The 25,969-nt window shown below is 65.8% G+C and carries 29 protein-coding genes and 3 tRNA genes; 17 read left to right on the forward strand and 15 right to left on the reverse strand.

What is annotated here, in order from left to right; all coding sequences use genetic code 11:
* Nucleotides 1-198: 198 nt before the first annotated feature.
* Together C8N34_RS00795 and ypfJ are read right to left on the reverse strand one after the other, a co-directional pair.
* Nucleotides 199-282, reverse strand: a tRNA-Leu gene (locus C8N34_RS00795).
* Between the two features lie 57 nt (nucleotides 283-339).
* A complete protein-coding gene (ypfJ, locus tag C8N34_RS00800) occupies nucleotides 340-1,188 on the reverse strand; it encodes a KPN_02809 family neutral zinc metallopeptidase (protein WP_108126912.1) in 849 nt (282 codons plus the stop codon).
* A gap of 131 nt (nucleotides 1,189-1,319) precedes the next feature.
* Here ypfJ and C8N34_RS00805 point away from each other — a divergent pair, with 131 nt between their 5' ends.
* The gene (locus C8N34_RS00805; protein WP_054303457.1) at nucleotides 1,320-1,901 is read left to right on the forward strand and encodes a YqaA family protein; all 582 of its coding nucleotides are present in this window, start codon (nucleotides 1,320-1,322) and stop codon (nucleotides 1,899-1,901) included.
* A 21-nt stretch (nucleotides 1,902-1,922) separates the two neighbouring features.
* Nucleotides 1,923-2,387: a disulfide bond formation protein B gene (locus C8N34_RS00810; RefSeq protein WP_108126914.1), complete on the forward strand. Its 465-nt coding sequence runs from the start codon at nucleotides 1,923-1,925 to the stop codon at nucleotides 2,385-2,387.
* A gap of 77 nt (nucleotides 2,388-2,464) precedes the next feature.
* Here C8N34_RS00810 and C8N34_RS00815 read toward each other — a convergent pair whose 3' ends face one another.
* Nucleotides 2,465-3,628 (reverse strand): deoxyguanosinetriphosphate triphosphohydrolase, encoded by a 1,164-nt coding sequence (locus C8N34_RS00815; protein ID WP_054303704.1) that lies wholly within the window; start codon nucleotides 3,626-3,628, stop codon nucleotides 2,465-2,467.
* A 109-nt stretch (nucleotides 3,629-3,737) separates the two neighbouring features.
* On the opposite strand from C8N34_RS00815, the gene C8N34_RS00820 reads away from it, so the two are divergent.
* Entirely contained in the window at nucleotides 3,738-4,085 is a 348-nt protein-coding gene (locus C8N34_RS00820) for a HesB/IscA family protein (RefSeq protein ID WP_108127405.1), read from the forward strand.
* 20 nt (nucleotides 4,086-4,105) lie between these two features.
* Here the strand turns inward: C8N34_RS00820 and C8N34_RS00825 are convergent, their stop codons facing one another.
* The 3 genes from C8N34_RS00825 to C8N34_RS00830 all read right to left on the reverse strand — a co-directional run bounded on the left by C8N34_RS00825 (nucleotide 4,106) and on the right by C8N34_RS00830 (nucleotide 6,425).
* On the reverse strand, nucleotides 4,106-5,002 hold the full coding sequence (locus C8N34_RS00825; RefSeq protein ID WP_054303455.1) for a DMT family transporter: 897 nt from the start codon (nucleotides 5,000-5,002) through the stop codon (nucleotides 4,106-4,108).
* Nucleotides 5,002-6,093 carry a DUF6902 family protein gene (locus C8N34_RS26125; RefSeq protein ID WP_158640437.1) on the reverse strand — a complete coding sequence of 364 codons (1,092 nt, stop codon included), beginning with the start codon at nucleotides 6,091-6,093 and terminating at the stop codon, nucleotides 5,002-5,004. Before C8N34_RS26125 ends, C8N34_RS00825 begins: the two co-directional genes overlap by 1 nt.
* A gap of 77 nt (nucleotides 6,094-6,170) precedes the next feature.
* Nucleotides 6,171-6,425, reverse strand: coding sequence for a hypothetical protein (locus tag C8N34_RS00830; protein ID WP_108126918.1), 255 nt, complete (start codon nucleotides 6,423-6,425; stop codon nucleotides 6,171-6,173).
* Between the two features lie 350 nt (nucleotides 6,426-6,775).
* On the opposite strand from C8N34_RS00830, the gene xth reads away from it, so the two are divergent.
* Together xth and C8N34_RS00840 are read left to right on the forward strand one after the other, a co-directional pair.
* On the forward strand, nucleotides 6,776-7,585 hold the full coding sequence (gene xth, locus C8N34_RS00835; protein ID WP_108126920.1) for an exodeoxyribonuclease III: 810 nt from the start codon (nucleotides 6,776-6,778) through the stop codon (nucleotides 7,583-7,585).
* Between the two features lie 21 nt (nucleotides 7,586-7,606).
* Nucleotides 7,607-9,397: an SLC13 family permease gene (locus tag C8N34_RS00840; protein ID WP_108126922.1), complete on the forward strand. Its 1,791-nt coding sequence runs from the start codon at nucleotides 7,607-7,609 to the stop codon at nucleotides 9,395-9,397.
* Here C8N34_RS00840 and C8N34_RS00845 read toward each other — a convergent pair.
* Complete coding sequence (locus tag C8N34_RS00845; RefSeq protein WP_108127407.1) at nucleotides 9,373-10,557, reverse strand: FAD-dependent monooxygenase; 1,185 nt, start codon at nucleotides 10,555-10,557, stop codon at nucleotides 9,373-9,375. The genes C8N34_RS00840 and C8N34_RS00845 overlap by 25 nt on opposite strands.
* An 89-nt stretch (nucleotides 10,558-10,646) precedes the next feature.
* Nucleotides 10,647-11,069: an RNA polymerase-binding protein DksA gene (dksA, locus tag C8N34_RS00850; protein ID WP_054303450.1), complete on the reverse strand. Its 423-nt coding sequence runs from the start codon at nucleotides 11,067-11,069 to the stop codon at nucleotides 10,647-10,649.
* A 332-nt stretch (nucleotides 11,070-11,401) separates the two neighbouring features.
* On the opposite strand from dksA, the gene C8N34_RS00855 reads away from it, so the two are divergent.
* From C8N34_RS00855 to C8N34_RS00885, 8 genes are all read left to right on the forward strand, one after another.
* Nucleotides 11,402-11,923 carry a hypothetical protein gene (locus C8N34_RS00855; RefSeq protein ID WP_108126924.1) on the forward strand — a complete coding sequence of 174 codons (522 nt, stop codon included), beginning with the start codon at nucleotides 11,402-11,404 and terminating at the stop codon, nucleotides 11,921-11,923.
* A 79-nt stretch (nucleotides 11,924-12,002) separates the two neighbouring features.
* Nucleotides 12,003-12,842, forward strand: coding sequence for an AAA family ATPase (locus tag C8N34_RS00860; RefSeq protein ID WP_108126926.1), 840 nt, complete (start codon nucleotides 12,003-12,005; stop codon nucleotides 12,840-12,842).
* Nucleotides 12,843-13,659: 817 nt separating this feature from the next.
* Complete coding sequence (locus C8N34_RS00865) at nucleotides 13,660-15,054, forward strand: DUF2927 domain-containing protein (protein ID WP_054303447.1); 1,395 nt, start codon at nucleotides 13,660-13,662, stop codon at nucleotides 15,052-15,054.
* A gap of 72 nt (nucleotides 15,055-15,126) precedes the next feature.
* Nucleotides 15,127-15,291 carry a hypothetical protein gene (locus tag C8N34_RS26130; RefSeq protein WP_054303446.1) on the forward strand — a complete coding sequence of 55 codons (165 nt, stop codon included), beginning with the start codon at nucleotides 15,127-15,129 and terminating at the stop codon, nucleotides 15,289-15,291.
* Between the two features lie 4 nt (nucleotides 15,292-15,295).
* Nucleotides 15,296-16,477: a vWA domain-containing protein gene (locus C8N34_RS00870; protein WP_108126928.1), complete on the forward strand. Its 1,182-nt coding sequence runs from the start codon at nucleotides 15,296-15,298 to the stop codon at nucleotides 16,475-16,477.
* Nucleotides 16,474-16,812, forward strand: a complete 339-nt coding sequence (locus C8N34_RS00875; RefSeq protein ID WP_108126930.1) for a hypothetical protein — start codon at nucleotides 16,474-16,476, stop codon at nucleotides 16,810-16,812. Before C8N34_RS00870 ends, C8N34_RS00875 begins: the two co-directional genes overlap by 4 nt.
* A complete protein-coding gene (locus tag C8N34_RS00880; RefSeq protein ID WP_054303443.1) occupies nucleotides 16,809-17,423 on the forward strand; it encodes a DedA family protein in 615 nt (204 codons plus the stop codon). Before C8N34_RS00875 ends, C8N34_RS00880 begins: the two co-directional genes overlap by 4 nt.
* Nucleotides 17,424-17,437: 14 nt before the next feature.
* Nucleotides 17,438-18,127, forward strand: coding sequence for a M48 family metallopeptidase (locus C8N34_RS00885; RefSeq protein WP_108126932.1), 690 nt, complete (start codon nucleotides 17,438-17,440; stop codon nucleotides 18,125-18,127).
* Here the strand turns inward: C8N34_RS00885 and C8N34_RS00890 are convergent.
* The 3 genes from C8N34_RS00890 to C8N34_RS00900 all read right to left on the reverse strand — a co-directional run bounded on the left by C8N34_RS00890 (nucleotide 18,124) and on the right by C8N34_RS00900 (nucleotide 20,607).
* The gene (locus C8N34_RS00890) at nucleotides 18,124-18,675 is read right to left on the reverse strand and encodes an RSP_2648 family PIN domain-containing protein (protein ID WP_054303441.1); all 552 of its coding nucleotides are present in this window, start codon (nucleotides 18,673-18,675) and stop codon (nucleotides 18,124-18,126) included. The genes C8N34_RS00885 and C8N34_RS00890 overlap by 4 nt on opposite strands.
* Complete coding sequence (locus C8N34_RS00895; protein ID WP_108126934.1) at nucleotides 18,675-19,868, reverse strand: RSP_2647 family RNA methyltransferase; 1,194 nt, start codon at nucleotides 19,866-19,868, stop codon at nucleotides 18,675-18,677. Before C8N34_RS00895 ends, C8N34_RS00890 begins: the two co-directional genes overlap by 1 nt.
* Before the next feature lie 70 nt (nucleotides 19,869-19,938).
* Nucleotides 19,939-20,607: a DUF6778 family protein gene (locus C8N34_RS00900; RefSeq protein ID WP_199750627.1), complete on the reverse strand. Its 669-nt coding sequence runs from the start codon at nucleotides 20,605-20,607 to the stop codon at nucleotides 19,939-19,941.
* Between the two features lie 265 nt (nucleotides 20,608-20,872).
* On the opposite strand from C8N34_RS00900, the gene edd reads away from it, so the two are divergent.
* Both edd and eda read left to right on the forward strand, forming a co-directional pair.
* Nucleotides 20,873-22,678 carry a phosphogluconate dehydratase gene (gene edd / locus C8N34_RS00905; RefSeq protein WP_108126936.1) on the forward strand — a complete coding sequence of 602 codons (1,806 nt, stop codon included), beginning with the start codon at nucleotides 20,873-20,875 and terminating at the stop codon, nucleotides 22,676-22,678.
* Between the two features lie 108 nt (nucleotides 22,679-22,786).
* Nucleotides 22,787-23,428, forward strand: a complete 642-nt coding sequence (gene eda / locus C8N34_RS00910; protein ID WP_108126938.1) for a bifunctional 4-hydroxy-2-oxoglutarate aldolase/2-dehydro-3-deoxy-phosphogluconate aldolase — start codon at nucleotides 22,787-22,789, stop codon at nucleotides 23,426-23,428.
* A gap of 3 nt (nucleotides 23,429-23,431) precedes the next feature.
* Here the strand turns inward: eda and C8N34_RS00915 are convergent, their stop codons facing one another.
* From C8N34_RS00915 to C8N34_RS00930, 4 genes are all read right to left on the reverse strand, one after another.
* Nucleotides 23,432-23,650, reverse strand: coding sequence for an RND transporter (locus C8N34_RS00915; protein WP_206752323.1), 219 nt, complete (start codon nucleotides 23,648-23,650; stop codon nucleotides 23,432-23,434).
* Between the two features lie 110 nt (nucleotides 23,651-23,760).
* Nucleotides 23,761-23,837 (reverse strand) — tRNA-Asp (locus C8N34_RS00920).
* Nucleotides 23,838-23,868: 31 nt separating this feature from the next.
* A tRNA-Asp gene (locus tag C8N34_RS00925) sits at nucleotides 23,869-23,945 on the reverse strand.
* Nucleotides 23,946-24,057: 112 nt separating this feature from the next.
* Entirely contained in the window at nucleotides 24,058-24,996 is a 939-nt protein-coding gene (locus C8N34_RS00930; RefSeq protein ID WP_108127411.1) for a pirin family protein, read from the reverse strand.
* A 131-nt stretch (nucleotides 24,997-25,127) separates the two neighbouring features.
* Here C8N34_RS00930 and C8N34_RS00935 point away from each other — a divergent pair, with 131 nt between their 5' ends.
* Nucleotides 25,128-25,328, forward strand: a complete 201-nt coding sequence (locus C8N34_RS00935; protein ID WP_054303700.1) for a hypothetical protein — start codon at nucleotides 25,128-25,130, stop codon at nucleotides 25,326-25,328.
* Between the two features lie 67 nt (nucleotides 25,329-25,395).
* Nucleotides 25,396-25,896 carry a DUF4405 domain-containing protein gene (locus tag C8N34_RS00940; protein ID WP_108126940.1) on the forward strand — a complete coding sequence of 167 codons (501 nt, stop codon included), beginning with the start codon at nucleotides 25,396-25,398 and terminating at the stop codon, nucleotides 25,894-25,896.
* The last annotated feature ends 73 nt before the right edge of the window (nucleotides 25,897-25,969 follow it).

Here is a 25,969-nt window from a genome sequence, read left to right on the forward strand (position 1 = left end):
CACACGCAGAATCACGGCGAAAAGAAGGCAGGATCGGAGCGGGGTATGCCCGCCGCAAAACCTGTGCGGGAATCCGCCCGGACGGGCGACCGTGCAGCGGCGATTTTCGCCACCTCGCGCGGCGCAGGTCAGAGGGCCTGGAACTTTCGCTGTCGGGTCGTCCGGGGCGCGGCGCCGTTGCGGCAGGCCGGTCCCGATTGGTGCGGGCGGTGGGACTCGAACCCACACACCTTGCGGTAAGGGTGTTTGAGACCCTCGCGTCTACCATTCCGCCACACCCGCATCGCCAACCGATCTATGGGGCGGCGACGGGGCTGTCAAGCGCGGCCGCGTGCTGTGTCAAAGCTGCCGGGCAGCGAAGGTGTCGCATTGCCCCATGTCGCCCGAGCGATAGCCGCGCAGGAACCAGCGTGACCGCTGTTCAGAGGTGCCATGGGTGAAGGTATGCGGCATCGGGCGGCGCCCCGCATTGCGTTGCAGCGTGTCGTCGCCAATCTGCCGGGCGGCGTTCACCGCCTCCTCGATATCACCTTCCTCCAGCGTGCCGAACCGCGCATCGGCCTCGCGCGCCCAGATGCCGGAAAGGCAATCGGCCTGAAGCTCGATCCGAACCGAGATCGCGTTGCTTTCAGCCTGGCTGGATTGCGCCCGCACCTGATTGGCGCGGTTCAGGATGCCGATTTCGTTCTGCACATGGTGCGCGACCTCATGCGCCACCACATAGGCCGCAGCGAAATCGCCACCCGCGCCCAGTTGCTGCGACATGGTAGTGAAGAAATCGGTATCCAAATAGACCTTGCGGTCGGTCGGGCAGTAAAACGGGCCGGTCGCGCCGCTGGCATCGCCGCAGGGCGAAGGCGTCACGCCCTTGAACAGCACCAGCACCGGCGGACGATATTCCTTGCCCACCTGTTCGGGAAAAACGTGGCCCCAGACCTCCTCGGTATCGGCCAGCGTGACCGAGACGAACTCGCCCGCCGCCTTGTCAGCGGGGCTGAGATCGGCCTGCGTGGTCTGGCTCTGCGGCGCCGAGCCTGCGCCCTCCAGCAGCGGGGTGACATCGATGCCAAGGAAATAGCCGATCAGCAGAACGGCGATCACGCCGACACCGCCCATGGCCCCGCCGGCGCTGCGCATGCCGCGACGATCCTCGATGTTGCGGCTGCCGCGCCGACCTTTCCATTCCATGTGAAACTCCCTGCCCCGTTACGCCTGCGACCCTCAGGCGCAGATTACCCCGATGCCGCCGCATCGCAAGCGGCTTGACCTCGCCCCTCCGGCGTGATGAACCCCAACGGACAACAGGCGGGGCGGTTCCGATGATCAGGCGGCTGTATGACTGGACCATGGCGCTCGCGGGCCATCGCCATGCCCTGCTGGCGCTGGCAGCCGTGGCCTTCATCGAAAGCTCGGTCTTTCCGATTCCGCCGGACATCCTGTTGATCCCGATGATCATTGCCGCCCCGCAACGCGCCTTCCTTTACGCGCTGGTGGCCACCGTGGCCTCGGTACTGGGCGGTCTTGCGGGCTACGGGATCGGCTTTTTCCTGTTCGACACGGTGGGCGAGCCGGTGCTGGCCTTCTATGGCATGACCGCCGAGTTCGAGACATTCAGTGAAAGCTACAATGCCTGGGGCGCCTGGGCTGTGCTGATCGCGGGGGTGACGCCCTTTCCCTACAAGGTCATCACCATCCTGTCGGGCACCACGCAACTGTCGCTGCCGGTGTTCATCGTCGCCAGTATCGTGGCGCGGGGGCTGCGGTTCTTCATCGTCGCGGCCCTGCTGTGGAAATTTGGCGCACCGATCCGTGATTTCATCGAGCGGCGGCTTGGGCTTATGTTCACGCTGGCGCTGGCGCTGCTGATCGGCGGTTTTGCCGCCGTCAAATATCTCGGCTGACCGCCCCGGAAGGAGACCGCCATGACCTATTTCCGCTTTCTGGCGCTTGTCGCCGCCGGAGGCTCTGCCGCCCTGCTGCTGGGCGCGCTGGCCTTTCAGTATATCGGCGGGATGGCGCCCTGCCCGCTGTGCCTGTGGCAACGCTGGCCGCATGTCGCGGCGGTGGTCATCGGTCTGCTGGCCGTGGCTTTCGGCACGCGGGTTCTGGGCTGGCTGGGCGCGCTGGCGGCACTGACCACTGCGGGCATCGGCATCTTCCATGTCGGGGTCGAGCAGAAATGGTGGGCCGGTCTGGCCAGTTGTTCTTCCGGCTCGATCACCGGCCTCAGCGGGGCGGACCTGCTGAACACCGATATTGCGGTCGGTGCGGTGGTGCGCTGCGACGCGATTGCCTGGAGTCTGTTTGGCATTTCCATGGCGGGCTGGAACGTGATCATCTCGCTGGTGCTGGCGCTGATCTGGGTGGCGTCTGCGCGGCGCGGCTGACGAAGAAAGGGGGCTGTCTGCCCCCTCGCCCCTGCGGGGCTCACCCCCGAGGATATTTCAATCAAGGTAAAAGCAGGTCAGCCGAACAGGCGGCCGTGTTCCTGAATGGCAAAGCGGTCGGTCATGCCGGCGACGTAATCAGCGACGATGCGGGCCAGTTGCGTGTCATCTGTCGCGGCTTCGATATCGGCGCGCCATTCCTCGGGCAGCAGATCGGGGCGGCGCAGGAACAGCGGGAACAGATCGTCCAGCATCGCCGTTACCTCGGTCCGCATCTTCACTACTGAAGGCGCGCGATACATGCGGTGGAACAGGAAGCTGCGCACCGCCTTCAATTCCTGGTACAGCGGTTTAGAGAAGCGGATGATGGTGGTGCCCATGTGCCGGATGTCATCGACCGATTTCGGCTGCGCGGCTTCCAGCCGGTTCTGCGCAACATGGATCACATCCTCGACCATGCGGCCGAAGACGCGGCGCAGCGCCTCGTGCCGTCGGCGCATCTTTTCGAGACCGGGGTAAAGCCGGTCCACCTCCTCGAAGGCGGGGGCGGTCACCGGAAGCTCCATCAGGTCTTCCTCGGTGAACAGGCCCGAGCGCAGCCCGTCATGCAGATCGTGGTGGCTGTAGGCCACATCATCGGCGATGGCCGCCACCTGCGCCTCGGCACTGGCATGGGTGTCGAGACCCAGATCCCAGTCGGCATTCACCTCGGCCAGCGCATAGGGCAGCGGGCCTTCATGCTTCTTGTCAGCGAAGGGGCCGATCACCGGACCGTTGTGCTTGGCAATGCCCTCAAGGCTTTCCCAGGTCAGGTTCAGCCCGTCGAAACCGGCGTAGTGCCGTTCCAGCTTCGTCACGATGCGCAAGGCCTGGGCATTGTGGTCAAAGCCGCCATAGGGCTGCATCAGCCGGGCCAGCGCATCTTCGCCGGTATGGCCGAAGGGTGTATGGCCTAGGTCATGCGCCAGCGCCACGCATTCCGCAAGATCGGTGTTCAGGCCCAGCACGCCGGAAATCGTACGCGCGACCTGCGCCACCTCGATAGAATGCGTCAGGCGGGTGCGGTAGTAATCCCCCTCGTGTTCGATGAACACCTGCGTCTTGTGTTTCAGCCGGCGGAAGGCGGAGGAATGGATGATGCGGTCACGGTCACGCTGGAACGGCGAACGGAAGGTGGACATGCCCTCGTCATGGCGCCGCCCGCGCGAGGCTTCAGGCAGGCAGGCGAAGGGGGCGAGGATCTGGGTCATGGTCGCAGGTCGTTCTTCCGGTCGGTTGGCAGAGGCTTGTTTGGCAAACCTGCTGCCCCTATATGATGAAAACCCCATGAAGGATATGGAAATTCCGACGATGGACCTTCAGCTTCCCGCAGATGCGGCCCTGCCGCGTGTCACCGACCGGGCCTTTGCCCGTCTGGCCGAGATCGCCGAGATGACGGGCGAGCGCAAGGCATTGCGCGTCGCGGTCGAGGGCGGCGGTTGTTCGGGCTTCCAGTATGACATCCGGCTGGACGATGCGGCGGGCGACGATCTGGTGCTTGAAAAGGATGGCCAGCAGGTGCTGGTCGATCCGGTGTCGCTGCCCTTCCTGCAAAATGCCGTGGTGGATTTCACCGAAGAGCTGATCGGCGCGCGCTTCGTGATTGAAAATCCGAATGCCTCGTCCAACTGCGGCTGCGGCACGTCCTTCTCGATCTGATCTTTCCCGATCCCGGCGGCTCAGCGCGCCGGCGCGGCGCGCTGGCTGTGGATCAGCCAAAGCCCCGAAGCAACGACCAGCGCAGAACCCACCCAGAGATGCGCGCCGGTGAGTTCGCCGAACAGATGTTCGCCGAGCAGTACCATCCACAGGAACTGGACATTGGCGATCTGCATGACGACATAGGCGGGCAGCATCCGCAAAATGATGACCATCAGCCAGCGCGTGCCGACGATGAACAGCGTATATGCGACCAGCAACGCCAGATCCGCCCAGCCCATCGGCTGCCAGACGAAGGGTGCCACGACCGCGCCGAGAACCATGCAGGCGAGTTGAGCATAGAAGACCTGCGCCATGGAATGCGTGTGGCTCTTGCAGATCCGCCGCGACAGGACGATGGAAGCCGAGCCCGACAGGCTGGCGGCAAGCCCGATCCAGTGACCGGGGGTGATACCGCCCAGACCTTCGGGAAACAGGAACAGCATCCCGGCCAGCCCCAGCCCCAGCGCGCACCAGACTGCGGGCGCCAGCCGCTCGCGCAGGATCAGGCCAGACAGGACCGCGCCAAAGATCGGCATGATGGCGATGAAAACGAAGATTTCCGCGAAGGGCAGAAAGCGCAGGGCATAAAAAAAGCCGGTCGTGCTGATGGCCCCCAGAGTCGAGCGCAGCGCAACCAGCCAGGGGCTGCCGGTGTGGAACACGCGGCTGCCCTGCCCCGCCGCCGCCGTACCCAGACCGACCAGCACCGCAATAAGACCGGACAGCAGCATCAACTGCGGCGCGGCATAGGTTGCGATCAGATCCTTGGCTATCGCATCGGCGCTGACCGAAATGAGAGTGTTCAGCACAACAAGCCCCGCCCCGATCAGGGCGGTTTTCTGCAAGACAGGGCGCAGTCCAACCTCTGCGGTCATCAGGCCCCCTTCCGCACGGCGCCGTGCGCCAGAACTGGCCGGGCAAAGGTTGCGAAAAACGCCTCGAACTCCGGTCCCTCCGCCATGGCCCTGTCCGCGATTTCCAGTGCTTCGGGCGACAGCCGCCCCGCGCAGGCCCGCCGCATGGCAGGGTAATCCGCCTCGCGCCGTCCTCCAAGGGCCATAAGGGCCTGCGACCATTCGCGCAGCGGAGAGATCAGGGGACGCACCAAAGAAAATCGCATAGGACCAACCGGGTAATCTTCGCCAAAGGCGGTTTCTCCCATAGTCCCCATCAACCAGCGATTGACAAGAAAATTATGGTAGGCGTCGGAAGAATCTTCACAGACGCCCGCTTCGATGCGGAAGGCCGCAGATTCCCGGTGCAAATGGCCCAGCCACAGCGGCGGGACCGGCAGTCCGGCATAGCGCAGGGCGATGCAGACCTCGCCCAGAAGGTCTCCGTTCTGTTCCAGCCAGGCCAGATTTCCCAGAACATGAAGCGATTGTTGCGCGGCCTTTGGCAGGTGCAGCGGACGGCGGCCATATTCGGACAGGTAAAACACCGCATGCAGCAGGTCATAGGCGGCGCGCGGATTTGGCAGGGCAAAAGTTTCGGGCCGGGACATGAAGCCGGTGAGCCGCGCGTCAAGCCCCGGCAGATCGACGGCCTGTCCTGCGCGCGCCATCAGAAAACGGCTTTCGGCGCGCTGGAGATCGTTCACCTCCATTCCGATCCAGCCTTCGGAGGCGATGCGCGCGGCCATCCGCGCCGCTGTATCGCCCGGCTGGCCCAGATCCTCCAGCCAGACCGCGACACCCAGCATCATGCGGTAATATTGCGGGTGAAAGGCAAGCTGATCCTCCAGCCCGTCATGGAAAGGCTGGTAGACCGCAAGCGCTGCCTCGGGCACATCGTGGTTCAGCGCCGAAAGGATCATCAGAAGTTCGGCATTTTCCTTCAGCCACCACGCATCGCCCTGGCGCCTGCGCCCGGTGGCAAAGCCCGACAGCAGTGAAACAAGCCCGCCGGTTGCGCCCATGGCAGGACGGGCCGCGCGACGCGCGGCGAAACTCACGATGTTGGTCATTGGCCCTCTCCGGCAGATTGCCCGGCAGGAAAGCCCCCCTTTGGCGCCGGGCCCGGGCGAAAAGGGGGGCTGTCAGATCAGTTGGAGCAGGGCATCAGCGCGACGCCGGCGCCTGCAACCATGGTCTCGCCTTCGATGTTCGAGCAGGGCATCAGATCGGCGGCCACGCCGGTTTCGATGTTCGACGCCGGCATCAGCGCCACGCCGCCGCCCAGGATCATCTCGGTGCCCTCGATGTTCGAGCAGGGCATCAGATCGGCGCCAAGACCCATGGTCATGTCCGCCACATCGGCCGCTTCGGTGACTTCGACGAATTTACGCAGTGCGCTCATGATAAACCCCCGTGGTTCGAGCAGTGTTTGCCCCCTGAGCCTTGCACCTAGTAATTGATTTTTCAAAGAAAATTGCATTCACAGGTTGTATCCAGCCTTATCCACATGCCGGGCTGGCAACAACTATCGGATAGAGTTAACCAATTGGGCGAAATTATGACTTATCCACGCGTCAGTCTCATGCGAACAATCCACAGCCCCGGCCGGAAAGCATGATTCGCGAATATTAACAAAGCCTTAATTCCACAGCATTTCCGAGCGGCACTCCCGGCGCACCGCATCGGGGTTGCGGTCTGTCCCCTCGCGGGCGATAGAGGTCTGGCCAGATGTCCGACAGAAGCGGAGAGCCGATGAAACTCGCAACTTTCAACATCAACGGGATCAAGGCCCGGATCGAGGCCCTGCCCCGCTGGCTGGACAGCGCCCGCCCCGATGTCGTGGCCTTGCAGGAAATCAAGTCGGTCGACGAAGGCTTTCCGCGCGCCCTGTTCGAGGACATGGGATACCGCGTCGAAACCCACGGGCAGAAAAGCTTCAACGGTGTCGCCCTGCTGTCGCGCCTGCCGCTGGAAGATGTGACACGCGGTCTGCCCGGCGCGCCCGAAGACGAACAGGCCCGCTGGATCGAGGCGAGCGTGATCGGCGAGAAACGCGCCGTCCGGTTCTGCGGGCTGTATCTGCCGAACGGCAACCCCGTCAGCTTCGGCCCCGATGGCGCCCCTGAGGCCGAGGGGAAATACGGCTACAAGCTCTCGTGGATGGCGCGCATGCGCCAGCGCGCGACCGAACTTCTGGCGACGGAAGAGCCGATGGTGATGGCCGGTGACTACAACATCATCCCGCAGCCCGAGGATGCGGCGCGTCCCGAGACCTGGACCAAGGATGCGCTGTTCCTGCCCGAAAGCCGCGCGGCCTTCCGCCGGATCGTGAATCTCGGTTTCACTGATGCGTTCCGGGCGCGGGTAACCGGCCCGGGCCATTACAGTTTCTGGGATTATCAGGCGGGCGCATGGGAACGGAACAACGGCATCCGCATTGACCACTTGCTCCTCTCTCCGCAGGCGGCAGATCTGTTGCGTGACGTGCAGATCGACCGGGCGGTGCGGGGCGGCGAAAAACCCTCCGATCACGTCCCGGTCTGGATCGACCTCGACGCCTGATCCCCCGGAACAGGAGCTGCGATGACCACGGACCAAGGGCTCAGCCTGCTTCTGATCTGCGCCACCGTTCTGTTGTTCCTCAGCGGGCGCCTGCGGCATGACATCGTGGCGCTGTCCGCCCTGATTGCTGCCGTGACCGTCGGTCTGGTTCCGGCAGACAGGGCCTTCGACGGCTTCGCGCAGCCTGCCGTGATCACCGTGGCCTGCGTTCTGGTGCTGAGCCGGGCCTTGCAGGTTTCGGGGGCTGTCGACTGGCTCGCGCGGAACGCGCTGCCATCTTCGGGCGGGCCGGTGCGCACGCTCCTGACGCTCTGCGGGCTGGGCGCGTTTCTCTCGGCCTTCATGAACAACGTCGGCGCATTGGCGCTGCTGATGCCTGTCGCGCTTCAGATCGCACCGCGTGCGGGGCTGACCGCGGGTCAGGCGCTCATGCCGCTGGCTTTCGGCACGGTTCTGGGCGGGACCGTCACGCTGATTGGCACGCCGCCCAACCTGATCGTCGCGGGTTTTCGTGCACGCTCGGGCGAGGCACCTTTTGCCATGTTCGATTTCACCCCCGTCGGTCTGGCGGTCACACTGGCCGGACTTGCCTTCATCACGCTGGTCGGCTGGCGGCTGGTGCCGAAACGACAGGGCAGCACCGGCGAGGATTTCGATACCGGCGCCTATATGGCAGAGCTGACCGTCCCGCCCGAGGCTGCGGCCATCGGCATGACGCTGGCAGAGATCGAGGCGAAGCTGGCAGAGGCCGGAGGCCAGATCGTCGCGATGGAGCGGCGCGGCACCTGGCTGACCGCACCGCGCGCCAGCCGCAAGGTGATCGAGGGCGACCTGCTGGTGATGGAGGCCGATCTTGCCACGCTGATCGAGGCGGCACAGCCGCTGGGTCTGAAGCTGGCGGAACGCGATCCCGAACAGGAAAGCCGCCGCAACGATGAGGTTCTGCTGCGCGAATATGTGGTGCGGCCTGACAGTGCCCTGGCAGGATCGACCCCCGCCGACCTTGGCCTGCGCTCGCGCTATGGCATCAACCTGCTTGCCGTCGCGCGCAGTGGCCAGCGTGCCGCGACCCGGCTGCGGGAATGGCGCATCCGGGCGGGGGATGTGCTGCTGCTTCAGGGACAGGCCGAGGCACTTTCAGGCTTCAGCGCCCATGCGGGCTTCATTCCGCTGGCCGAGCGTGATCTGCATCTGCCGCGCCCGCGTCAGGCGCTGCTTGCCTCGGGCATCATGGCGGCGGCGGTTGCGGCAGCGGCACTGGGTTTTGCCCCGCCCGCCATCGCCTTTACCTGCGGCATGCTGGCGGTGATGATCACCCGCCTCGTGCCGCTGTCCGATGTCTATGACAGCATCGACTGGTCAGTCATCGTGCTGCTGGCGGCAATGATGCCGGTCGCCGATGCGATGGAAAGCTCGGGCGCGGCAAAGCTGGTTGCGGAAACCCTGATGACCCATGTGGCGCAGGGCAATGCGGTTGTCGCACTGGGCCTGATCCTTGTCGTGACCATGACGCTGTCGGATGTGATGAACAACGCGGCCACCGCAGCCGTCATGTGCCCTATCACCCTCGGAGCGGCCAGCGCGCTGTCGGTGAATCCCGATGCCTTTCTGATGGCGGTGGCCATCGGCGCGTCCTGTTCCTTCCTCACGCCCATCGGCCATCAGAACAACACCCTGATCCTTGGCCCCGGCGGATTCCGCTTTGGCGACTACTGGCGGCTGGGCCTGCCGCTGGAGGCGGTGGTGGCCGCCGTGGCGATTCCGGTCATCCTCTGGGTCTTTCCGCTTCAGGCGGTCGCGTCGAACCCGTGAACCCAGTCATAGCGGGCCAGCCCCGCACCCGGTGCCACCCTGCCGCCGATCCTGAGGCCAAGATGCGCCACCTCGCGCACCACGCCCCGCAGGTGATAGGCGCGGGCATTGCTGTTCGCTGCCGCAACGATCTTCGCACAGCGCGGGGCGCGGGCGGCGGTATAGGCCGCCAGCGCAGTTTCACCCGGCCCGTGCCGGTCCAGCAGATCGGCCAGCACCCAGGCATCCTCCAGCGCCATATTGGCGCCCTGCGCCAGAAACGGCAGCGTCGGATGCGCCGCATCCCCCAGAATGGCGGCAAACCCGGCAGGCAGCACCCTGCCCCAGCTTTCGGCCACCGGATGCCGGAACAGCCCCCAGAGCCACAGATCCTCCACCCTGTCCAGCCAGCCGCGCACGCGCGGGCCGAATTCCTCGAACGCCAGACGCAGCGCCAGCGGGTCGTCACGCAGGTTCCAGCCCTCGTCGACCCAGCGGTTCCGTTCTTCCACCGCCACGATATTACGCAGCCGCCCGCCGCGCAGCGGATAGCTGACCAGATGCCGCCCCGCGCCCATATGCACCTCGGCCACCGGCGCGGTGTCGGTGGTTTCGGGGATTACCGCCCGCCAGGCCACCTGCCGGGTAAAGAACGGCGCCACCACGCCGGTCAGTGCCGCGCGCAGGCGGGAATGCAGCCCGTCCGCCCCGATCAACAGGGCAGGCCGCAGTTCGACGCCCTGCGCCGTCATCAGGCTGGGCTGATCGCCGGACAGATCCACCTTCTCGATCTTCTGAAGCAGGCGGATCTGCACCCCGGCCACCCGTGCGGCAGCCGCCAGCAGCTCGATCAGGTCGGCCCGGTGCGTCAGATGCCAAGACAGACCGGGCCGCAGCCGCGCCAGATCCATCCGCAGGATGGTGCCACCACCATAGCCGTCACGCAGTTCCACCGCCTGCGCCTGTGGCGCCACCGCAGCCAGCGCCTCGCCCAGACCCAGCGCGCGCAGCACGGCCACGCCGTTGGGGGTGATCTGCAATCCGGCACCGACCTCGCGGATCGCTTCGGCCTGTTCCAGCACGGTGACGCTGGCCCCGCGCCGCGCCAGCGCAACGGCCAGCGCAAGCCCCGCGACACCCGCCCCCAGAACCGTGATCTCGGTGCCGTTCAGCCGTCCCATCCATCCCCCGAACATGCAAAAGCCGGACCTGAGGGTCCGGCCTCACACTGCCGTTCCGCCCGCGCCACCGCAAGCGGCAGCGGCTGCGTTCAGTCGTCGCGGTGAACCTTTTCGCGACGCTCGTGCTTTTCCTGCGCTTCCAGCGTCATGGTCGCAATGGGGCGGGCGTCCAGCCGCTTGAGGCTGATCGGCTCGCCCGTCATCTCGCAATATCCGTATTCGCCATTTTCGATCCGGCGCAGCGCCGCGTCGATCTTGGAGATCAGCTTGCGCTGCCGGTCGCGGGTCCGCAGTTCCAGCGCCCGGTCGGTTTCCTCGCTGGCGCGATCCGCCAGATCGGGAACGTTGCGCGCGCTTTCTGTCAGGTTGTCCAGCGTCTCGGCACTCTGATCCAGAAGCTCCTGCTTCCAGACCAGAAGCTTGCGGCGGAAATATTCCAGTTGCCGTTCATTCATGAACGGCTCGTCCTCCGCGGGGCGGTAATCGTCGGGGAGAAACATCTCTGCCTTCATCGCAGCACTCCACATAGGCGATCTGCGCCGGATTCGGCCGACCAAGGCCGGAAGGCGCGTCGTGTGCGCCCTCGTAACGGAAGCGTCAGGCATTGTCACTAGCCGTTGCGCCGATTTGGCGGCGGGACGGCACGCTTGTTAACGATTTGCAGGCGGCGGACAGCGGGACCACCTGATTTCCGTCCCGGACTACAAGAAATATGGCGCGCGCCCCCAAGCTCTTCTGTCTATTGTGCCGCCCTGTGCTAGACATCGGCCAAGGCTTTTCCCGCGGGCCCTGAGTTTCCTCATGCGGGATACACCAAATCACCTTTCCTCCAGCGGACCCGGACATGATGCCCAAGATCCATTTCCTGTGCGCCGTGCTTGCCCTGACGGCAGCACCCGCCCTCGCCGAAACCCCCGATTATTCCGCAGGCGGCGGCAAGGTCTACGCCTCGGTCCGGGGCTGGACCGTCGTGCAAAGCGACCGCTACGGATGTTCAGCCTATCCCGAGGCCATGCCCATCGTCTTCAACACCCCGCCCGCAGGCGGCTGGCAACTGATCTTCCCCTACAGCACTTCGGGCGGAGAAGGCACATTCGCGGGTTCCATCGACGTCGACAAGTCCAGCTTCACGGAAGAGTATTACGGCGATGGCGAGTGGATGTATTCATCCTTCCCACTGAACATGCGCAAGGCGGCAGCCGCCGGAAGCCGTATCTATGCCAATATCGGCCCGGCGGTCGCGGATGTCGGTCTGGACGGCGCCACCGCTGCCATGCTGAAGGTCGAGGAATGCTGGCAGAACCTGACGGGGTGGAGCACCGCCACATCAAGCCGCGCCGGAACCTTCGCCCTGTCGGGCGACTGAACTGCCGCCCCTGCCCTTGCCCTCGTCGGCCCGAGGGCTTACCCCTCGGTCCGGTATCCGCTTCACGAAGGACAGTCCCATGCGTTTCGACGGCACCGCCGATTATGTCGCGCCCCCCGATCTGGTCGTCGCGGTCAATGCGGCGGTGGCGCTGCAACGCCCGCTGCTGGTGAAGGGCGAGCCCGGAACCGGCAAGACCGAACTGGCGCGGCAGGCGGCCACTGCGCTGGGTCTGCCCTTCATGGAATGGAACATCAAGTCCACCACCAAGGCGCAGCAGGGGCTTTACGAATACGATGCCGTCTCGCGCCTGCGCGACAGCCAGCTTGGGGACGAGCGCGTCCATGACGTGAAGAACTATATCCGCAAGGGCAAGCTCTGGCAGGCGTTCGAGGCCGGAGGGCGCGTGGTTCTGCTGATCGACGAGATCGACAAGGCCGACATCGAATTTCCGAATGATCTGCTGCAAGAGCTCGACCGGATGGAGTTCCACGTCTACGAGACGGGCGAGACGATCCGCGCGCAGCATCGCCCCGTGGTCATCATCACCTCGAACAATGAAAAGGAACTGCCCGACGCGTTTCTGCGCCGCTGTTTCTTCCACTACATCCGCTTCCCCGAAATCGACACCTTGCGCGCCATCGTCAACGTGCATTTCCCCGGCATCAAGGAGGCACTGCTGACCACCGCGCTGACGCAGTTCTACGAAATCCGCGAAACGCCGGGACTGAAGAAAAAACCTTCCACCTCGGAAGTGCTGGACTGGCTGAAGCTCCTGCTGGCCGAGGATCTGGGCCCCGAGGATCTGAAGCGCGACGGGCGCAACCTGCTGCCGCGCCTGCATGGGGCACTGCTGAAGAACGAACAGGACGTTCATCTTTTCGAAAGACTCGCCTTTATGGCGAGGGGGCGAGGCTGATCCGCGACAAAAATGCGGGGCCTGTGGATAGTTTCAACAACGCCCCGCAAACCCTTGCCCAACCGCAAGAATCAGCGCCATAGATTCGCCGTTTCCGCCACAATCACGCCACAATTAAGCCAATTTCACCCCACTAGCGCCACAATTAAAGAAACATTCTGAAATATTACGTGATAACCGCATCGCAAATCTGGCGCGCGGTCCTCACGCGACCGCGATGGATTGTGGCGCGCCCTAATGCCGTCACGCCCCAGGATTTCCCGAGATTGACATAAATCGGCCCCGGTGCAGACACTCTGCTCACGTTCTCTGACTGCAATGAAGAACGTGACAACAACAAGCACAGGTCGAGCGGAGACATGACCCCTGTAACGTGCAGCCCGCTGCGCCAGCCGATGGCGTATGCGCAAAATTCCGGCCCCGCTGCTGCGGCGGCGCCGGTGGGCTGTGCCGTGACACGGGTTCCGGTTCTGCAAACGTCCTGTGACACCCCGCCCCCGGCCCTGCCGGCCGGGATGCGGGTTTCGCGCCGGTCGGGGGACTGGGGCGATGCCGGACAGTCGGGCAGAAAGGCGGCGGGGGCCGCCCATCTGACCGGCAGGACGGCGAAGGGTGCCGGGGATCTGCGGTTCATCCTGTCTCGGGGGAGACAGGACGCAGGCTCCGGTTTCCGGGGGACCGGCCGGGCTGGCGATGCGGGGGCATCGTCACAGGGTCAGGCACGGCCCCGCACAACCGGGGCCATGATCCGGCGCATCTGTCTGCTCCGCCGGATCGCGGTCTCATACGACCACCGCACTCACGGGGCTGCCAACCCATGCGTATCACCGCCGTACTCGCGCTCGCCGCACTGACCGCCTGCGCCCAGACACCCGATTCCGGCTATCGTGCCGAGGTCTCGATGAACCGGCTGGTCGAACAGCCGGGTTCATCCGTCACCAGCGCGGTCAACCTGTTTTCGGGCCAGACCCCGCAGCGTGTCAGCCGCTCGAACGCGGAAATCGCGCAGGATTTCCTTGATCTCGAATTCCGCATGGAAAGCGGGCGCGCACTGCCGGTTCTGACCCGGTTCGAGGGCGGCCCGATCACCGTCGCCCTGACCGGACAGGTGCCACCCACAGCCGAGGCCGATCTGGCGCGGCTGATCTCGCGCTTCCGCAACGAGGCCGGGCTGGATGTGCGGCGCGCCAGCGGACCGGCGAATATCAACGTGGTCTTCGTGCCGCGCAAGACCATCCGCGCGACCTTCAGCAATGTTGCCTGTTTCGTTGCACCCCGCGTTGCATCTTGGGAAGAATACAAGGCTGCGCGCGGCACTGGCACGCTGGACTGGACAACGCTGCGTCAACGCGAGCGGCTGGCGATCTTTGCCCCGGCGGATTCCACCCCGCAAGAGGTGCGGGATTGCCTGCACGAGGAAATCGCACAGGCCATGGGGCCGCTGAACGACCTGTACCAACTGCCGGACAGCGTGTTCAACGACGACAATTTCCACACCGTCCTGACCAGCTTCGACATGCTGATGCTGCGCGTCCACTATGCGCCGGAACTGCGCAGCGGCATGACACGCGAGCAGGTGGCGGCAGTACTGCCCGGCCTGCTGGCGCGGCTGAACCCCACCGGCGCCACCGGCCGCACCCATCAGGGGGGCCAGACGCCACGGGCCTGGATCCGCGCCATGGAAACCGCGCTTGGACCGCGTGGCAGCGTCTCTGCCCGCAATGCCGCCGCACATGAGGCGCTGGCCATTGCCCATGCGCAGGGCTGGCAGGCGAGCCGTCTGGCTTTCTCCTGGTTCGCTGTCGGGCGTCTCAATGTCAGCAACGATCCGGTGGCTGCGGCCAATGCATTCGCCAATGCAGAACGTATCTACCGCCGCCTGCCGGGCGCGCAGATCCAGGCCGCGCATGTCGACATGCAGCTTGCCGCCCTGGCGCTGAGCCAGGCCAACCCGGCTCAGGCCATAGCCTTTGCAGACCGCGCGATCCCGGTGGCGCGTCAGGCGCAGAACGCCTCGCTTCTGGCGACCGTGATGCTGGTCAAGGCGCAGGCGCTGGAGGCGCAGGGCAACGTGGCGGCGGCGCGGGCGCTGCGGCTCGACAGTCAGGGCTGGGCACGGTATGGCTTCGGCTCGGATGCGGCGACGCGGGCCCGGATGCGTGACATCGCATCGCTGGTGCCCTCGAAACTGCGGCAGTTGTTCAGGGGCTGAGGGGCCGCGCGCCCCCTGCCCGTCCGCGATGGCGCCCCGGCGCCGCGCGGCAGCAGCAGGAGAGGCTGAGGCATGATCGTCATTACCGCCGCGATATTCGGGGCGCTTCTGGGTGCAGGACGCGCCCGCGCCCATGGCGGGCGGCTGGCCGACATGCTGCAATGGGGCGGCAGCTTCGCCATCCTGTTCGCGGTTGTCGGCATGATCGTTACCATCATCATCGAAAGGTCGATCTGAGCCGATGTTCCTGCCGTTCTTTGAAACCCTCCGCCGCACCGGCGTTCCGGTCTCGCTGCGCGAGTATCTTGGGTTTCTGGAAGGCATGGCCGCAGGGCTCGCCACCTATGATGCGGAGGCGTTCTACTACCTCGCCCGCACCGCCATGGTGAAGGACGAGCGCCATCTGGACCGTTTCGACCGCGCCTTCGCCGAAAGCTTCAGGGGTCTGGATGCCATCACCGCCGATCAGGTGCTGGAGGCGATCGACCTGCCAGGCGACTGGCTGGCGAAGCTGGCCGAAAAGCACCTGACGGCCGAGGAAAAAGCCCAGATCGAAGCCCTGGGTGGCTTCGACAAGCTGATGGAAACGCTGAAGAAGCGGCTGGAGGAACAGAAGGGCCGCCATCAGGGTGGCAACAAATGGGTCGGCACCGCCGGCACCTCGCCCTTCGGTGCCTATGGCTACAACCCCGAAGGCGTGCGCATCGGGCAGGATCAAAGCCGCCACCAGCGCGCCGTGAAAGTCTGGGACAAGCGCGAGTTCCGCAATCTGGACGACAAGGTGGAACTGGGCACCCGCAACATCAAGGTCGCGCTGCGCCGTCTGCGCCGCTGGGCGCGCGACGGTGCGGCGGATGAACTGGATCTGGACGGCACCATCCGCGCCACTGCCGATCACGGCTATCTGGACGTCCAGACCCGGCCCGAACGGCGCAATGCGGTGAAGGTGCTGCTGTTTCTGGATGTCGGCGGCAGCATGGACCCATACATCCGCGTGCTGGACGAATTGTTTAGCGCCGCGAAGGCGGAATTCAAGCATCTGCGGCATTTCTACTTCCACAACTGCCTTTACGAAGGGGTGTGGACCGACAACATCCGCCGCTGGGATCAGCAAACCCCGACATGGGAGGTGCTGCGCACCTATGGCGCCGATTACAAGGCGATCTTCGTGGGCGATGCCTCGATGTCGCCTTACGAGATCCTGCATCCCGGCGGCGCCAATGAACACTGGAACCCCGAGGCGGGTCAGGTCTGGCTGGAACGCGCCTGCGCACAATGGCCGAACCATCTGTGGATCAACCCGGTCCGCGAGGAACACTGGGGCTACACCCAATCCATCCGGCTCATCCAGGGCATCTTCGCCAATCGCATGGTGCCGATGACGCTGGAAGGCATCTCGCGCGGGATCAAGGAACTGCGATGATCCCGCTTGCCCGTCGCCATCCGAAGCTGTTCGCGGCCTTCGTGCTGGCGCTGGTGCTGGCGCTGTTCTTTGCCGGGCGGATCGTGGTGCGGGCGGTCTACTGGTCACAGCACCGGGAAGAAGCCGTGGCCCCCTGGATGACCGTGGGCTATGTCGGGCGCAGCTGGCGGCTTGACCCGCGCGCCATAGATGCAGAGGCGGGCCTGCCGCCGCCGGAAGGGCGGCCGCTGACGCTGGAACAGATTGCCGCCGGTCGTGGTGTGCCGGTGGCGCAGGTGATTGCCGAGGTCGAGGCCGCCATCGCCACCCTGCGCGCCGCATCGCCAAAGCCATGACCGACTGGCTGCTGGCGCTTGTGCCCACCTGGGGGCTGTGGCTGATCGGGCTTTGCACCTATGCCTCCTGCCTTGCCCTGCCCATCCCGGCCTCGGTGGTCATGCTGGCGGCGGGCGGCTTTGTCGCCTCGGGCGATCTGGTGCTGTGGCAGGTGATCGGCGCGGCACTGCTGGGGGCGACACTGGGCGACCAGACCGGCTATCTGGCGGGCCGCACCGGCGGGGTTGCGCTGGTGGAAAGGCTGGGCCACGAGGGCAGCCGCGCCGCGATCCTGACCCGCGCCCGCGACCTGATGCAGCGGCGTGGCGGTATCGCGGTCTTTCTGTCGCGCTGGCTGTTTTCGCCGCTGGGGCCTTATGTCAACCTGATCGCAGGCGCCATGCGACAGGGCTGGGCCGCCTTCACCCTTTGGGGCGTGGCGGGTGAAGCGGTCTGGTGCGGGCTTTATATCCTCATGGGCCGCGCCTTCGCGGGCAATCTTGCGGTCGCTTCCGATCTGCTTGGGTCCGTGCTGGGCCTTGTCGCCAGCGGTGCGGCGGTGCTGGGTCTGGGCTGGTGGCTGCTGACGCTGGCCCGGCGCGAGCGGGATTTGCCCCACAGGCCGGACTGACCCATATTCCCTCCATGCTGAAATTCGCCCCCATCCTTCTGGCCATCGCCTATGCCCTGCTGATGTACCGCTTCTCGGTCTGGCGCAGCGCGAAAGAGCTTGATGCCCGCTCGCATCCGCTGCGCGATGCGGGGCTGGAGCCGGTGATGCGCCGCATGGCCACGGCGCTGGAGATTCCGCGCATCGCCGTACATGTCTATGACGTGGCGCCGGTCAATGGCCTCGCGGCTCCGGACGGGCGCATCTTCCTGACCTCGGGGTTCATGCAGAAATACCGCGCGGGCGAAGTGTCGGCGGATGAGCTTGCCAGCGTCATCGCGCATGAACTGGGCCATGTCGCCCTGGGCCATACCCGCCGCCGGATGATCGACTTCACCGGGGCCAATGCGGTTTTCGTGATGCTGACCGCGCTGCTCGCGCGGTTCGTCCCGGTTCTGGGCATCTGGATCGCCAACCTGATTTCCACCGCTCTGATGGCCCGGCTGTCGCGGCGCGATGAGTTCGAGGCCGATGCCTATGCCTCGGCCCTGCTGGTGAAGGCCGGGATCGGCACCGCGCCGCAGAAATCGCTGTTTCGCAAACTGGCCGGGCTGACCGGGAGCCGTGGTACCGCCCTGCCCGCCTGGCTTCTGAGCCACCCTGCTGCCGAGGAGCGCATTCGCGCCATCGAAACCAACGAGGCGCGCTGGAAAGTGAACGGCTAGACGCCCCCGGCGCCAAATGCCTTGGCGAAGCGGTTCAGCTTCACCCGTTTCAGCAGGGCTTTCAGCGAGACGGGCTGCCCCGCGCGCCGTTCCGCCTCGGCATGAACCCTCGCGATGACCGCGGCCACCTCGGCAGGGTTACGCGACCAGAGTTCCCAGACGAACCCGTCGGGGTCACGACGCTCGATCCCCTCGGCCGCCAGAACATGCCGGGGGAAATCGCTGGCGTTGAAGGTGAGGATGGCATCGGCGCCCGACGAAATCGCCACCGCCAGAACATGCAGGTCGTTTTCATCCGGCAGCACCAGCCGCGCCTCGATATTCGGCTGGGCACGCTGCATGGCGCGGGGGAAAGCCGTCCGCATCAGCAGCCCCTCGGCCCGCGCCTCGGCCTGCGCATCAGCGCCAAGACGGATCACCGCCCGCGCCCATTCCTCCAGAATACGTTCCGACCAGACGGGTTCGTAAAGCCCACGCGCTGCCATCCCCAGCAGGATGTCGCGCAACACGCTGGGGAACAGCACGCAGGCGTCCAGAACGACGCGCATCAATCCAGCCGGAAGAACACGGCCTTCAGATAGCCGCTTTCGGCAAGCTGCGGCAGCAGCGGATGATCCGGCCCGGCAAAGCCCGTATGGATCACCTGCGCCCGCCGCCCGCCGCGCCCGATGCCGCGTGCGCTGGCGTTGCGGAAAGCGGTCAGATCGGCGGCATGGGAACAGGAACACAGCACCAGATAGCCGCCCGGCGCCACCAGAGGCGCGGCAAGGCGGGCGATGCGTTCATAGGCGCGCAGGCCCGCCTCCAGCGCGGGCTTGGCGGGTGCAAAGGCGGGCGGGTCGCAGATCACCAGATCGAATTGCGCGCGCTCCCTGCCAAGCGTTTCCAGAACGTCAAAGGCATCGCCCTGCCGGGTGCTGAAGCGGTCGGCGACGCCCGTCGCCTTTGCGCCCTCTGCGGCCAGCGCCAGCGCGGGTGCACTGGCATCCACCGCCAGCGCGCTTTCGGCGCCGCCCGCCAGCGCCGCCAGCGCAAACCCCCCGACATGGGTGAACATATCGAGCACCCGCGCGCCTTTCGCCAGACGTGCGGCAAAGGCGTGGTTCGGCCGCTGATCGAAGAACAGCCCGGTTTTCTGCCCGCCCAGCACATCGGCCATATAGGTCGCGCCATTCATCTGCACCGGCACCGGCGCGTCGATCCCGCCCGACAGCACAGCCGTCTCCTCGGTCAGCCCCTCCAGCCCGCGGGCGCGGCCCGTGCCGTTCTTGATGATCGTGCCGACCCCGGTCACGGCGCGCAGCGCGGCGGCAAGCGCCTCCAGATGCGCCTCGGCCCAGGCGGCATTGGGCTGGATCACCGCCACATCGCCGAAACGGTCAATCACCACGCCGGGCAGGCCATCGGCCTCGGCATGGACCAGCCTGTAAAACGGCGCGTCGAACAGCCGCGCGCGCATGTCCAGCGCCCTGCGCAGACGGGCGGCGAACCAGGCCTCGTCGATGACCGCCTCGGGGTCGCGATCCAGCATACGGGCGATGATCTTCGATTTCACATTGACGGTCACAAGGCCCAGCGGTCGCCGTTCGCCATCTTCCAGCACGGCCAGCGAACCGGGCTCCAGCGCCTGGGTGCGCCGGTCGGTCACCAGCTCGTCGGCATAGACCCAGGGAAAGCCATGGCGGATCGCCCGCGCCTCGGCCTTGGGTTTCAGTCTTACGGTGCGGCGGGTCTCGGTCATCGGCTCACATGCGAAAAAGGGGGGCAATGCCCCCCTCTAGCCTGTCACGGCCCATAACGAAAGCCCGGCGTCAGTAAAGTGCGGCGACAGTCCCGGTCGCGAGCGTGCTGTTGCGCGACATCGGCGCGGTGCTTTCCGGCATCGGGATCGACAGTTCCTGGCGGATCACCTCGGCCAGACGTTCCTCGATGACCACCCGCATGGTGCGCCCCGCCGCCTCTTCCGCAATGGCGCGCGTGCCACCCGCGCCCTTGGCATCGGCCCAGACCTTGCGCGGCTTCTCGATCACCGCGCCGGTCGCCGCATCGCGCACCGTCAGGATGAAATGCACCGAATGCACACCGCCAACCGTATAGCGTGTCTTTTCCGTCAGCGAATGGAAGCGCGTGAGCTCCACATCCAGCATGACCTTCGGCCCCTGATGCATCGCGGCCGTGCCCTTGGCAAAGCCCTCTTCCAGAATGGCCTGCACCTGGGTGTAACGATCCCCCAGCACATCCCCCCGCCAGACGATGTCGGCAATCGGGTAGAACATGTTGGCTTCCGAGACCCGCAGGTCGCGCGGCACCGACACCCGGATGCCCTGCACGTCATATTTAGATGCCATCACCACGGGGTTCTTCGTCGCCACAGTGATGCCGCCCGGCGTGGTGCCACCGCGCGACGCCACACCGCCGCCGCAGGCCGACAGACCGAAAGCAAGCCCCAAGGCAATCATAATCCGAATCGCAGATTTCATTTCCAACCTCCGGCTTCTCCGGTTGCGCTTTCATCTGTTTTCCTGCCGGATCGGGGCGGAATTGCGTTGGACTCGGCGCATTGTTGCGGAAAGCCCGGGGAATTACTGTGCCCTTTGAAAGCGCCGGACGATTGACGCGGGGGCGTGGACAGTCCAGACTCGCCTTCTCGCCGGAACCTGCCGATTGCGGGTCCGGCGGGGAACATGGGTTGTTAGCGCTAACAAAATCTGCTACATCACCGGCACCGCAAGAACGGAGCCCGCCATGACGCTGAACGCCACCATCGCCCGCGTGACCGACCGGATCCGCGCAAGGTCCGAGGGGCCGCGCGGCGACTACCTTGACCGGATGCGCGCCGCCGCCAGCGCAGGCCCGGCCCGCGCCCATCTGACCTGCGGCAATCAGGCCCATGCCTATGCGGCGATGGAAACCGACAAGGCCACACTGGCCGCCGGTCGCCAGCCCAATCTGGGCATCGTCACCGCCTATAATGACATGCTGTCGGCCCATCAGCCCTACGAGGATTTCCCGAAGCTGATCCGCGAGGAAGCCCGCCGGAACGGCGCCACCGCGCAGGTCGCAGGCGGCGTGCCGGCCATGTGCGACGGCGTGACCCAGGGCCAGCCGGGGATGGAGCTGTCGCTGTTTTCCCGCGACGTGATCGCGCTGGCCTCGGGTGTGGCGCTCAGCCACAACACCTTTGACGCGGCGCTGTTTCTGGGGGTCTGCGACAAGATCGTGCCCGGCCTCATCATCGGCGCCGCCACCTTCTCGCATATCCCAGCCGTCTTTGTGCCCGCAGGCCCGATGACCAGCGGCCTGCCGAATGACGAAAAGGCCAGGGTGCGCCAGCAATTCGCCACCGGCGAAGTGGGACGCGACAAGCTGATGGAGGCAGAGATGGCCTCCTATCACGGTCCCGGCACCTGCACCTTCTACGGCACCGCCAATACCAACCAGATGCTGATGGAGTTCATGGGCCTGCACCTGCCGGGCAGTTCCTTTGTCAACCCCGGCACGCCCCTGCGCGCGGCGCTCACCCGCGCCGCCGTGGCGCGCGCGGCGCAGATCACCGCGCAGGGCAACGATTACCGCCCGGTCGGCGAGATCCTCGACGAACGCGCCTTCGTCAACGGGCTGGTGGGTCTGATGGCCACCGGCGGTTCGACCAACCTCGTGCTGCACCTGCCCGCCATGGCCCGCGCCGCCGGTATCCACCTTGATCTGGAGGATTTCGACGACATCTCGAACGTGGTGCCGCTGATGGCCAAGGTCTATCCCAACGGCCTTGCCGATGTGAACCATTTCCACGCCGCTGGCGGACTTGGCTACATGATCGGGCAATTGCTCGACGCGGGGCTGCTGCACCCGGATGCCCGCACCATCATGGGCGACGGGATGCAGCCCTACCGGATGGAGCCGCGCCTTGCGGGCGAAACCCTTGAATGGGTGCCAGCCGCCTCTGAGACGCTGAACGACCGCATCCTGCGTCCGGCCAGTGCGCCCTTCGCCGCCACCGGCGGGCTGAAGCAACTCAGCGGCAATCTCGGTCGCGGGGTCATCAAGGTCTCGGCCGTCGCACCCGAACGCCATGTGATCGAGGCCCCGGCCCGCATGTTCCACGATCAGGAGGCTGTGAAAACCGCCTTCAAGGCGGGCGAGTTCACCGCGGACACCGTTGTCGTCGTCCGCTTCCAGGGCCCGCGTGCCAACGGGATGCCGGAACTGCATTCGCTGACCCCCACGCTTTCAGTTTTGCAGGAGCGCGGGCTGAAGGTGGCGCTGGTCACCGATGGCCGCATGTCGGGCGCCTCGGGCAAGGTGCCCGCCGCCATCCATGTCAGCCCCGAAGCCGCCACCGGCGGCCCGCTGGCAAAGCTGCGTGACGGCGACATCGTGCGGCTCGACGCCATCGCCGGCACGCTGACCGTTCTGGCCGAGGATTTCGACAGCCGCACGCCGGTCACCGCCGACCTTTCCGCCAACAGCCACGGCATCGGCCGCGACCTGTTCGAGGCCTTCCGCCGCAATGTCGGCAATGCCACCGAAGGCGCCGCCGTCGTCGTCTGATTCCGCCCCGGCGGGGCATGGGCGCAGGATTGCCCTTTCATCCTGGCCCCAATATCCCCGCCGGAGGCATCCACCCCATCCACCTGCCCCAACGCCCGGAACATCGCCATGACCCCCGCCGAAGCCTCTGCCCGCGCCGCCGAAATCTGCCGCCTTGCCCCCGTGATCCCGGTTCTGGTGATCGAGGAGGTCGGCCATGCCGCTCCGCTGGCGCGCGCGCTGGTCAAGGGCGGCCTGCCGGTGCTGGAAGTCACGCTGCGCACCCCGGCGGCGCTGGAGGTCATTCGCGCCATGGCCGATGTAGAGGGCGGCGTCGTGGGGGCGGGCACCCTGCTCACCCCCGCCGATGTGAAAGCGGCCAAGGCGGCTGGTGCCACTTTCGGCGTCTCGCCCGGTGCGACGGAACGGCTGCTCGACGCCTGCGAAGAGCACGACCTGCCGTTGCTGGCCGGGGCCGCCACCTGTTCCGAGGTCATGACGCTGATGGAGCGTGGCTATACGGTGCAGAAATTCTTCCCGGCAGAGGCGAATGGCGGCGCTGCCGCGCTTGCCGCCATCGGTGCCCCGCTGCCGCAGGTAAGCTTCTGCCCGACCGGCGGCATCACGCTGGCCAAGGCCGCCGATTACCTGGAGCTGAAGACCGTGCTCTGCGTCGGCGGCAGTTGGGTTGCGCCCAAGGCAATGATGCAGGCGGGCGACTGGGCCGGGATCGAGGCGCTGGCCGCCGAAGCCGCCGCCCTGCCGCGCTGAGCCTTACTTCAGCGCCATCCGCACCAGCTTCGCGCCCAGCAGGATGAAGGGCGCGGCATGCAGCAGCAGGTCGAAGATGTCGATCGGCTTCGCCAGTGTGCCCGAGGCCAGCATCTTCAGCTTTTCCCAGATATGTGGCTCGGGCACGAAAGGCGCGAGCCCCAGCGTCAGCGCGGCGAGGATCAGCAGGTTCAACGGCATCTGGTCGAGAAGGTTCAGCATCTTCGGCCTCATTCATATTCACCCCCATGAATACGAAAACCGGCAGCGATGCAAGCCACAACGAAAAACCCGCCGGGCAGATGCCTCAGGCGGGTTATTTTCGTGTGAAGTGGCGCGGTTGACGGGGCTCGAACCCGCGACCCCCGGCGTGACAGGCCGGTACTCTAACCGACTGAGCTACAACCGCGCGATCACACATCCGGGGAGCTGGCGGGCGGTGGCGCGGTTGACGGGGCTCGAACCCGCGACCCCCGGCGTGACAGGCCGGTACTCTAACCGACTGAGCTACAACCGCATTGCCGCCCGGGCCAGCGCCCGGATGTGGGGGTGTATTACGGGGCCACGCCGCCGCCGTCAAGCGCCCCCGATGCGATTTTTTCACATTCTCGCATCTTCCTGAAATCCGGTCACTTTTCCGGCGCCGGGATGAACTCGGCATCGTCGCCCGGCGGCAGCCGGAACCGGCCATGCGCCCAGTCCCCGGCGCGCCAGGCCTCTTTCGCAGCCTCGATCCGTTCCTTGCTGGAGGCCACGAAATTCCACCAGATATGGCGCGATCCTTCCATGGTGGCGCCTCCCAGAACGATCAGCCGCGCACCGGAAGCCCCGGCTTTCACGGCGATCCGGTCACCGGGACGGAACACCAGCATGCGCCCCGCCTCAAAGCTTTGTCCCGCCACCGTCACCTCGCCGGTGAGCACATAGACCCCGCGGTCCTCGTGATCGTCCGGCAGCGGCAGTACGGCACCCGGCGCCAGCGTCGCATCGGCATAGAGCGTCTCCGAGGCCAGCGGCACCGGCGCCCGTTCGCCCCAGCCATGGCCGAGGATCAGCCGCAGATGCTTGCCCTCACCCTCCAGCTCCGGCAGATCGCCCCTGGGCGTGTGATGGAAGGCGGCGGGGTCGTCCTCACGCTCCACCGGCAACGCCATCCAGCTTTGCAGCCCCAGCATGGCATGCGGCTTCTCGCGCAACTCGCCATCAGTGCGTTCGGAATGGGTGATCCCGATACCGGCGGTCATCAGGTTCACCGCGCCCGGCTCGATCCAGCGGTCGGTGCCAAGGCTGTCACGGTGATGCAGCTTGCCCTTCAGCAGATAGGTCACGGTCGCCAGCCCGATATGCGGATGCGGGCGGACGTCGATGCCCTGCCCGGTCAGAAACTCAGCCGGACCCATCTGGTCGAAGAAAATGAAGGGGCCGACCATCTGGCGCTGCACGGCCGGCAGGGCGCGGCGCACCTCGAAACCGCCAAGGTCACGGGCGCGGGCAACGACAACGGTTTCAATGGCGTCCACGGCATCGCCAACGGGGATATCGGGGTCCAGTGCGGGGTTCCAGCTCATCTCGTCCTCCTGTGTGTTGCAGGAAAGATAGGCCGGATTGCGACGCCGCGCATCTGCCGCGATCGCCGAAGTCCTGTGCATGGCTGCGCCGCAGTCTTGACCCCGCCGCAGGATTGGACGAGATCACCGCCATGAAGGCAGAACTTTCCGAAGACGGGCAAAGCTTCACGCTGACGCGCGGCGCATGGTCGAACAGCTATCCGCTGGCCGATCTGCCGAAATGGCTGGCCTTCTATCGCAAGCAGCCGCTCGATTTTCCGAAATCGGGTGATTCCTATGCCGCGTCGATTGCGGCGCTGGAGGCACTGGCCGCCCGCCTGGGTCAGGGCTGATCCGCGACGGAAACCCGGCTGCGCGGCGTATCAGGAGAACTGAACCTGATACACCGGAATCCTCCTCATGAAATCGCTGTTTCTTCGTTATGCGACCCCGTTCACCACCGGGCTGTTCCTCGTATCGCTCGTGTCCGGGGTGGCGCTGTTTCTTCACATCGGCCCTGCGGCCTTCCATGGCATGCATGAATGGCTCAGCATGGTGCTGATCCTGCCCTTCGTGCTGCATCTCTGGCGGAACTGGCGGCCGATGACGGCCTATTTCCGCCATACCCCAATGATCGTGGCGCTGGCGGCCTCAGTTCTGGCCGGGGCCGTATTCTTCCTGCCGTCCGGCAGCGCGCAGGGCGGGCGTCCGCCTCAATTCGCCGTGGCGAACCGGCTGCTGGCGGCCACGCCCGCCGAAGTTGCGCCCGCGCTGGGTCTCAGCGAAACCGGGTTGCGTGACCGCCTGACGGCCGCCGGGTTTGCCGTGCCCACCGGGGCCGAGACCCTGCACGATCTGGCCATCGCCGCCGGGCAGGAAGACAGCGCGATTCTGACGGTTCTGGCCAGTGCCGGGAACTGATTGCAGCGCCAGAGCACCTGGATCGGCCAGATTAGGAAAAACCTAATCCAAGCTGACAAACAGTTTGCTTTCG

Origin of the sequence: Gemmobacter caeni (genome assembly GCF_003054195.1) — a bacterium.
Classification (GTDB): domain Bacteria; phylum Pseudomonadota; class Alphaproteobacteria; order Rhodobacterales; family Rhodobacteraceae; genus Gemmobacter; species Gemmobacter caeni.

Coding starts and splice junctions, on each gene's coding strand:
- ypfJ (WP_108126912.1), bottom strand. CDS start 1,188: ATGGAATGGAAAGGTCGGCGCGGCAGCCGCAACATCGAGGATCGTCGC.
- C8N34_RS00805 (WP_054303457.1), top strand. CDS start 1,320: ATGATCAGGCGGCTGTATGACTGGACCATGGCGCTCGCGGGCCATCGC.
- C8N34_RS00810 (WP_108126914.1), top strand. CDS start 1,923: ATGACCTATTTCCGCTTTCTGGCGCTTGTCGCCGCCGGAGGCTCTGCC.
- C8N34_RS00820 (WP_108127405.1), top strand. CDS start 3,738: ATGGACCTTCAGCTTCCCGCAGATGCGGCCCTGCCGCGTGTCACCGAC.
- C8N34_RS00825 (WP_054303455.1), bottom strand. CDS start 5,002: ATGACCGCAGAGGTTGGACTGCGCCCTGTCTTGCAGAAAACCGCCCTG.
- C8N34_RS26125 (WP_158640437.1), bottom strand. CDS start 6,093: ATGACCAACATCGTGAGTTTCGCCGCGCGTCGCGCGGCCCGTCCTGCC.
- C8N34_RS00830 (WP_108126918.1), bottom strand. CDS start 6,425: ATGAGCGCACTGCGTAAATTCGTCGAAGTCACCGAAGCGGCCGATGTG.
- xth (WP_108126920.1), top strand. CDS start 6,776: ATGAAACTCGCAACTTTCAACATCAACGGGATCAAGGCCCGGATCGAG.
- C8N34_RS00840 (WP_108126922.1), top strand. CDS start 7,607: ATGACCACGGACCAAGGGCTCAGCCTGCTTCTGATCTGCGCCACCGTT.
- C8N34_RS00845 (WP_108127407.1), bottom strand. CDS start 10,557: ATGGGACGGCTGAACGGCACCGAGATCACGGTTCTGGGGGCGGGTGTC.
- dksA (WP_054303450.1), bottom strand. CDS start 11,069: ATGAAGGCAGAGATGTTTCTCCCCGACGATTACCGCCCCGCGGAGGAC.
- C8N34_RS00855 (WP_108126924.1), top strand. CDS start 11,402: ATGATGCCCAAGATCCATTTCCTGTGCGCCGTGCTTGCCCTGACGGCA.
- C8N34_RS00860 (WP_108126926.1), top strand. CDS start 12,003: ATGCGTTTCGACGGCACCGCCGATTATGTCGCGCCCCCCGATCTGGTC.
- C8N34_RS00865 (WP_054303447.1), top strand. CDS start 13,660: ATGCGTATCACCGCCGTACTCGCGCTCGCCGCACTGACCGCCTGCGCC.
- C8N34_RS26130 (WP_054303446.1), top strand. CDS start 15,127: ATGATCGTCATTACCGCCGCGATATTCGGGGCGCTTCTGGGTGCAGGA.
- C8N34_RS00870 (WP_108126928.1), top strand. CDS start 15,296: ATGTTCCTGCCGTTCTTTGAAACCCTCCGCCGCACCGGCGTTCCGGTC.
- C8N34_RS00875 (WP_108126930.1), top strand. CDS start 16,474: ATGATCCCGCTTGCCCGTCGCCATCCGAAGCTGTTCGCGGCCTTCGTG.
- C8N34_RS00880 (WP_054303443.1), top strand. CDS start 16,809: ATGACCGACTGGCTGCTGGCGCTTGTGCCCACCTGGGGGCTGTGGCTG.
- C8N34_RS00885 (WP_108126932.1), top strand. CDS start 17,438: ATGCTGAAATTCGCCCCCATCCTTCTGGCCATCGCCTATGCCCTGCTG.
- C8N34_RS00890 (WP_054303441.1), bottom strand. CDS start 18,675: ATGCGCGTCGTTCTGGACGCCTGCGTGCTGTTCCCCAGCGTGTTGCGC.
- C8N34_RS00895 (WP_108126934.1), bottom strand. CDS start 19,868: ATGACCGAGACCCGCCGCACCGTAAGACTGAAACCCAAGGCCGAGGCG.
- C8N34_RS00900 (WP_199750627.1), bottom strand. CDS start 20,607: ATGAAATCTGCGATTCGGATTATGATTGCCTTGGGGCTTGCTTTCGGT.
- edd (WP_108126936.1), top strand. CDS start 20,873: ATGACGCTGAACGCCACCATCGCCCGCGTGACCGACCGGATCCGCGCA.
- eda (WP_108126938.1), top strand. CDS start 22,787: ATGACCCCCGCCGAAGCCTCTGCCCGCGCCGCCGAAATCTGCCGCCTT.
- C8N34_RS00915 (WP_206752323.1), bottom strand. CDS start 23,650: ATGCTGAACCTTCTCGACCAGATGCCGTTGAACCTGCTGATCCTCGCC.
- C8N34_RS00930 (WP_108127411.1), bottom strand. CDS start 24,996: ATGAGCTGGAACCCCGCACTGGACCCCGATATCCCCGTTGGCGATGCC.
- C8N34_RS00935 (WP_054303700.1), top strand. CDS start 25,128: ATGAAGGCAGAACTTTCCGAAGACGGGCAAAGCTTCACGCTGACGCGC.
- C8N34_RS00940 (WP_108126940.1), top strand. CDS start 25,396: ATGAAATCGCTGTTTCTTCGTTATGCGACCCCGTTCACCACCGGGCTG.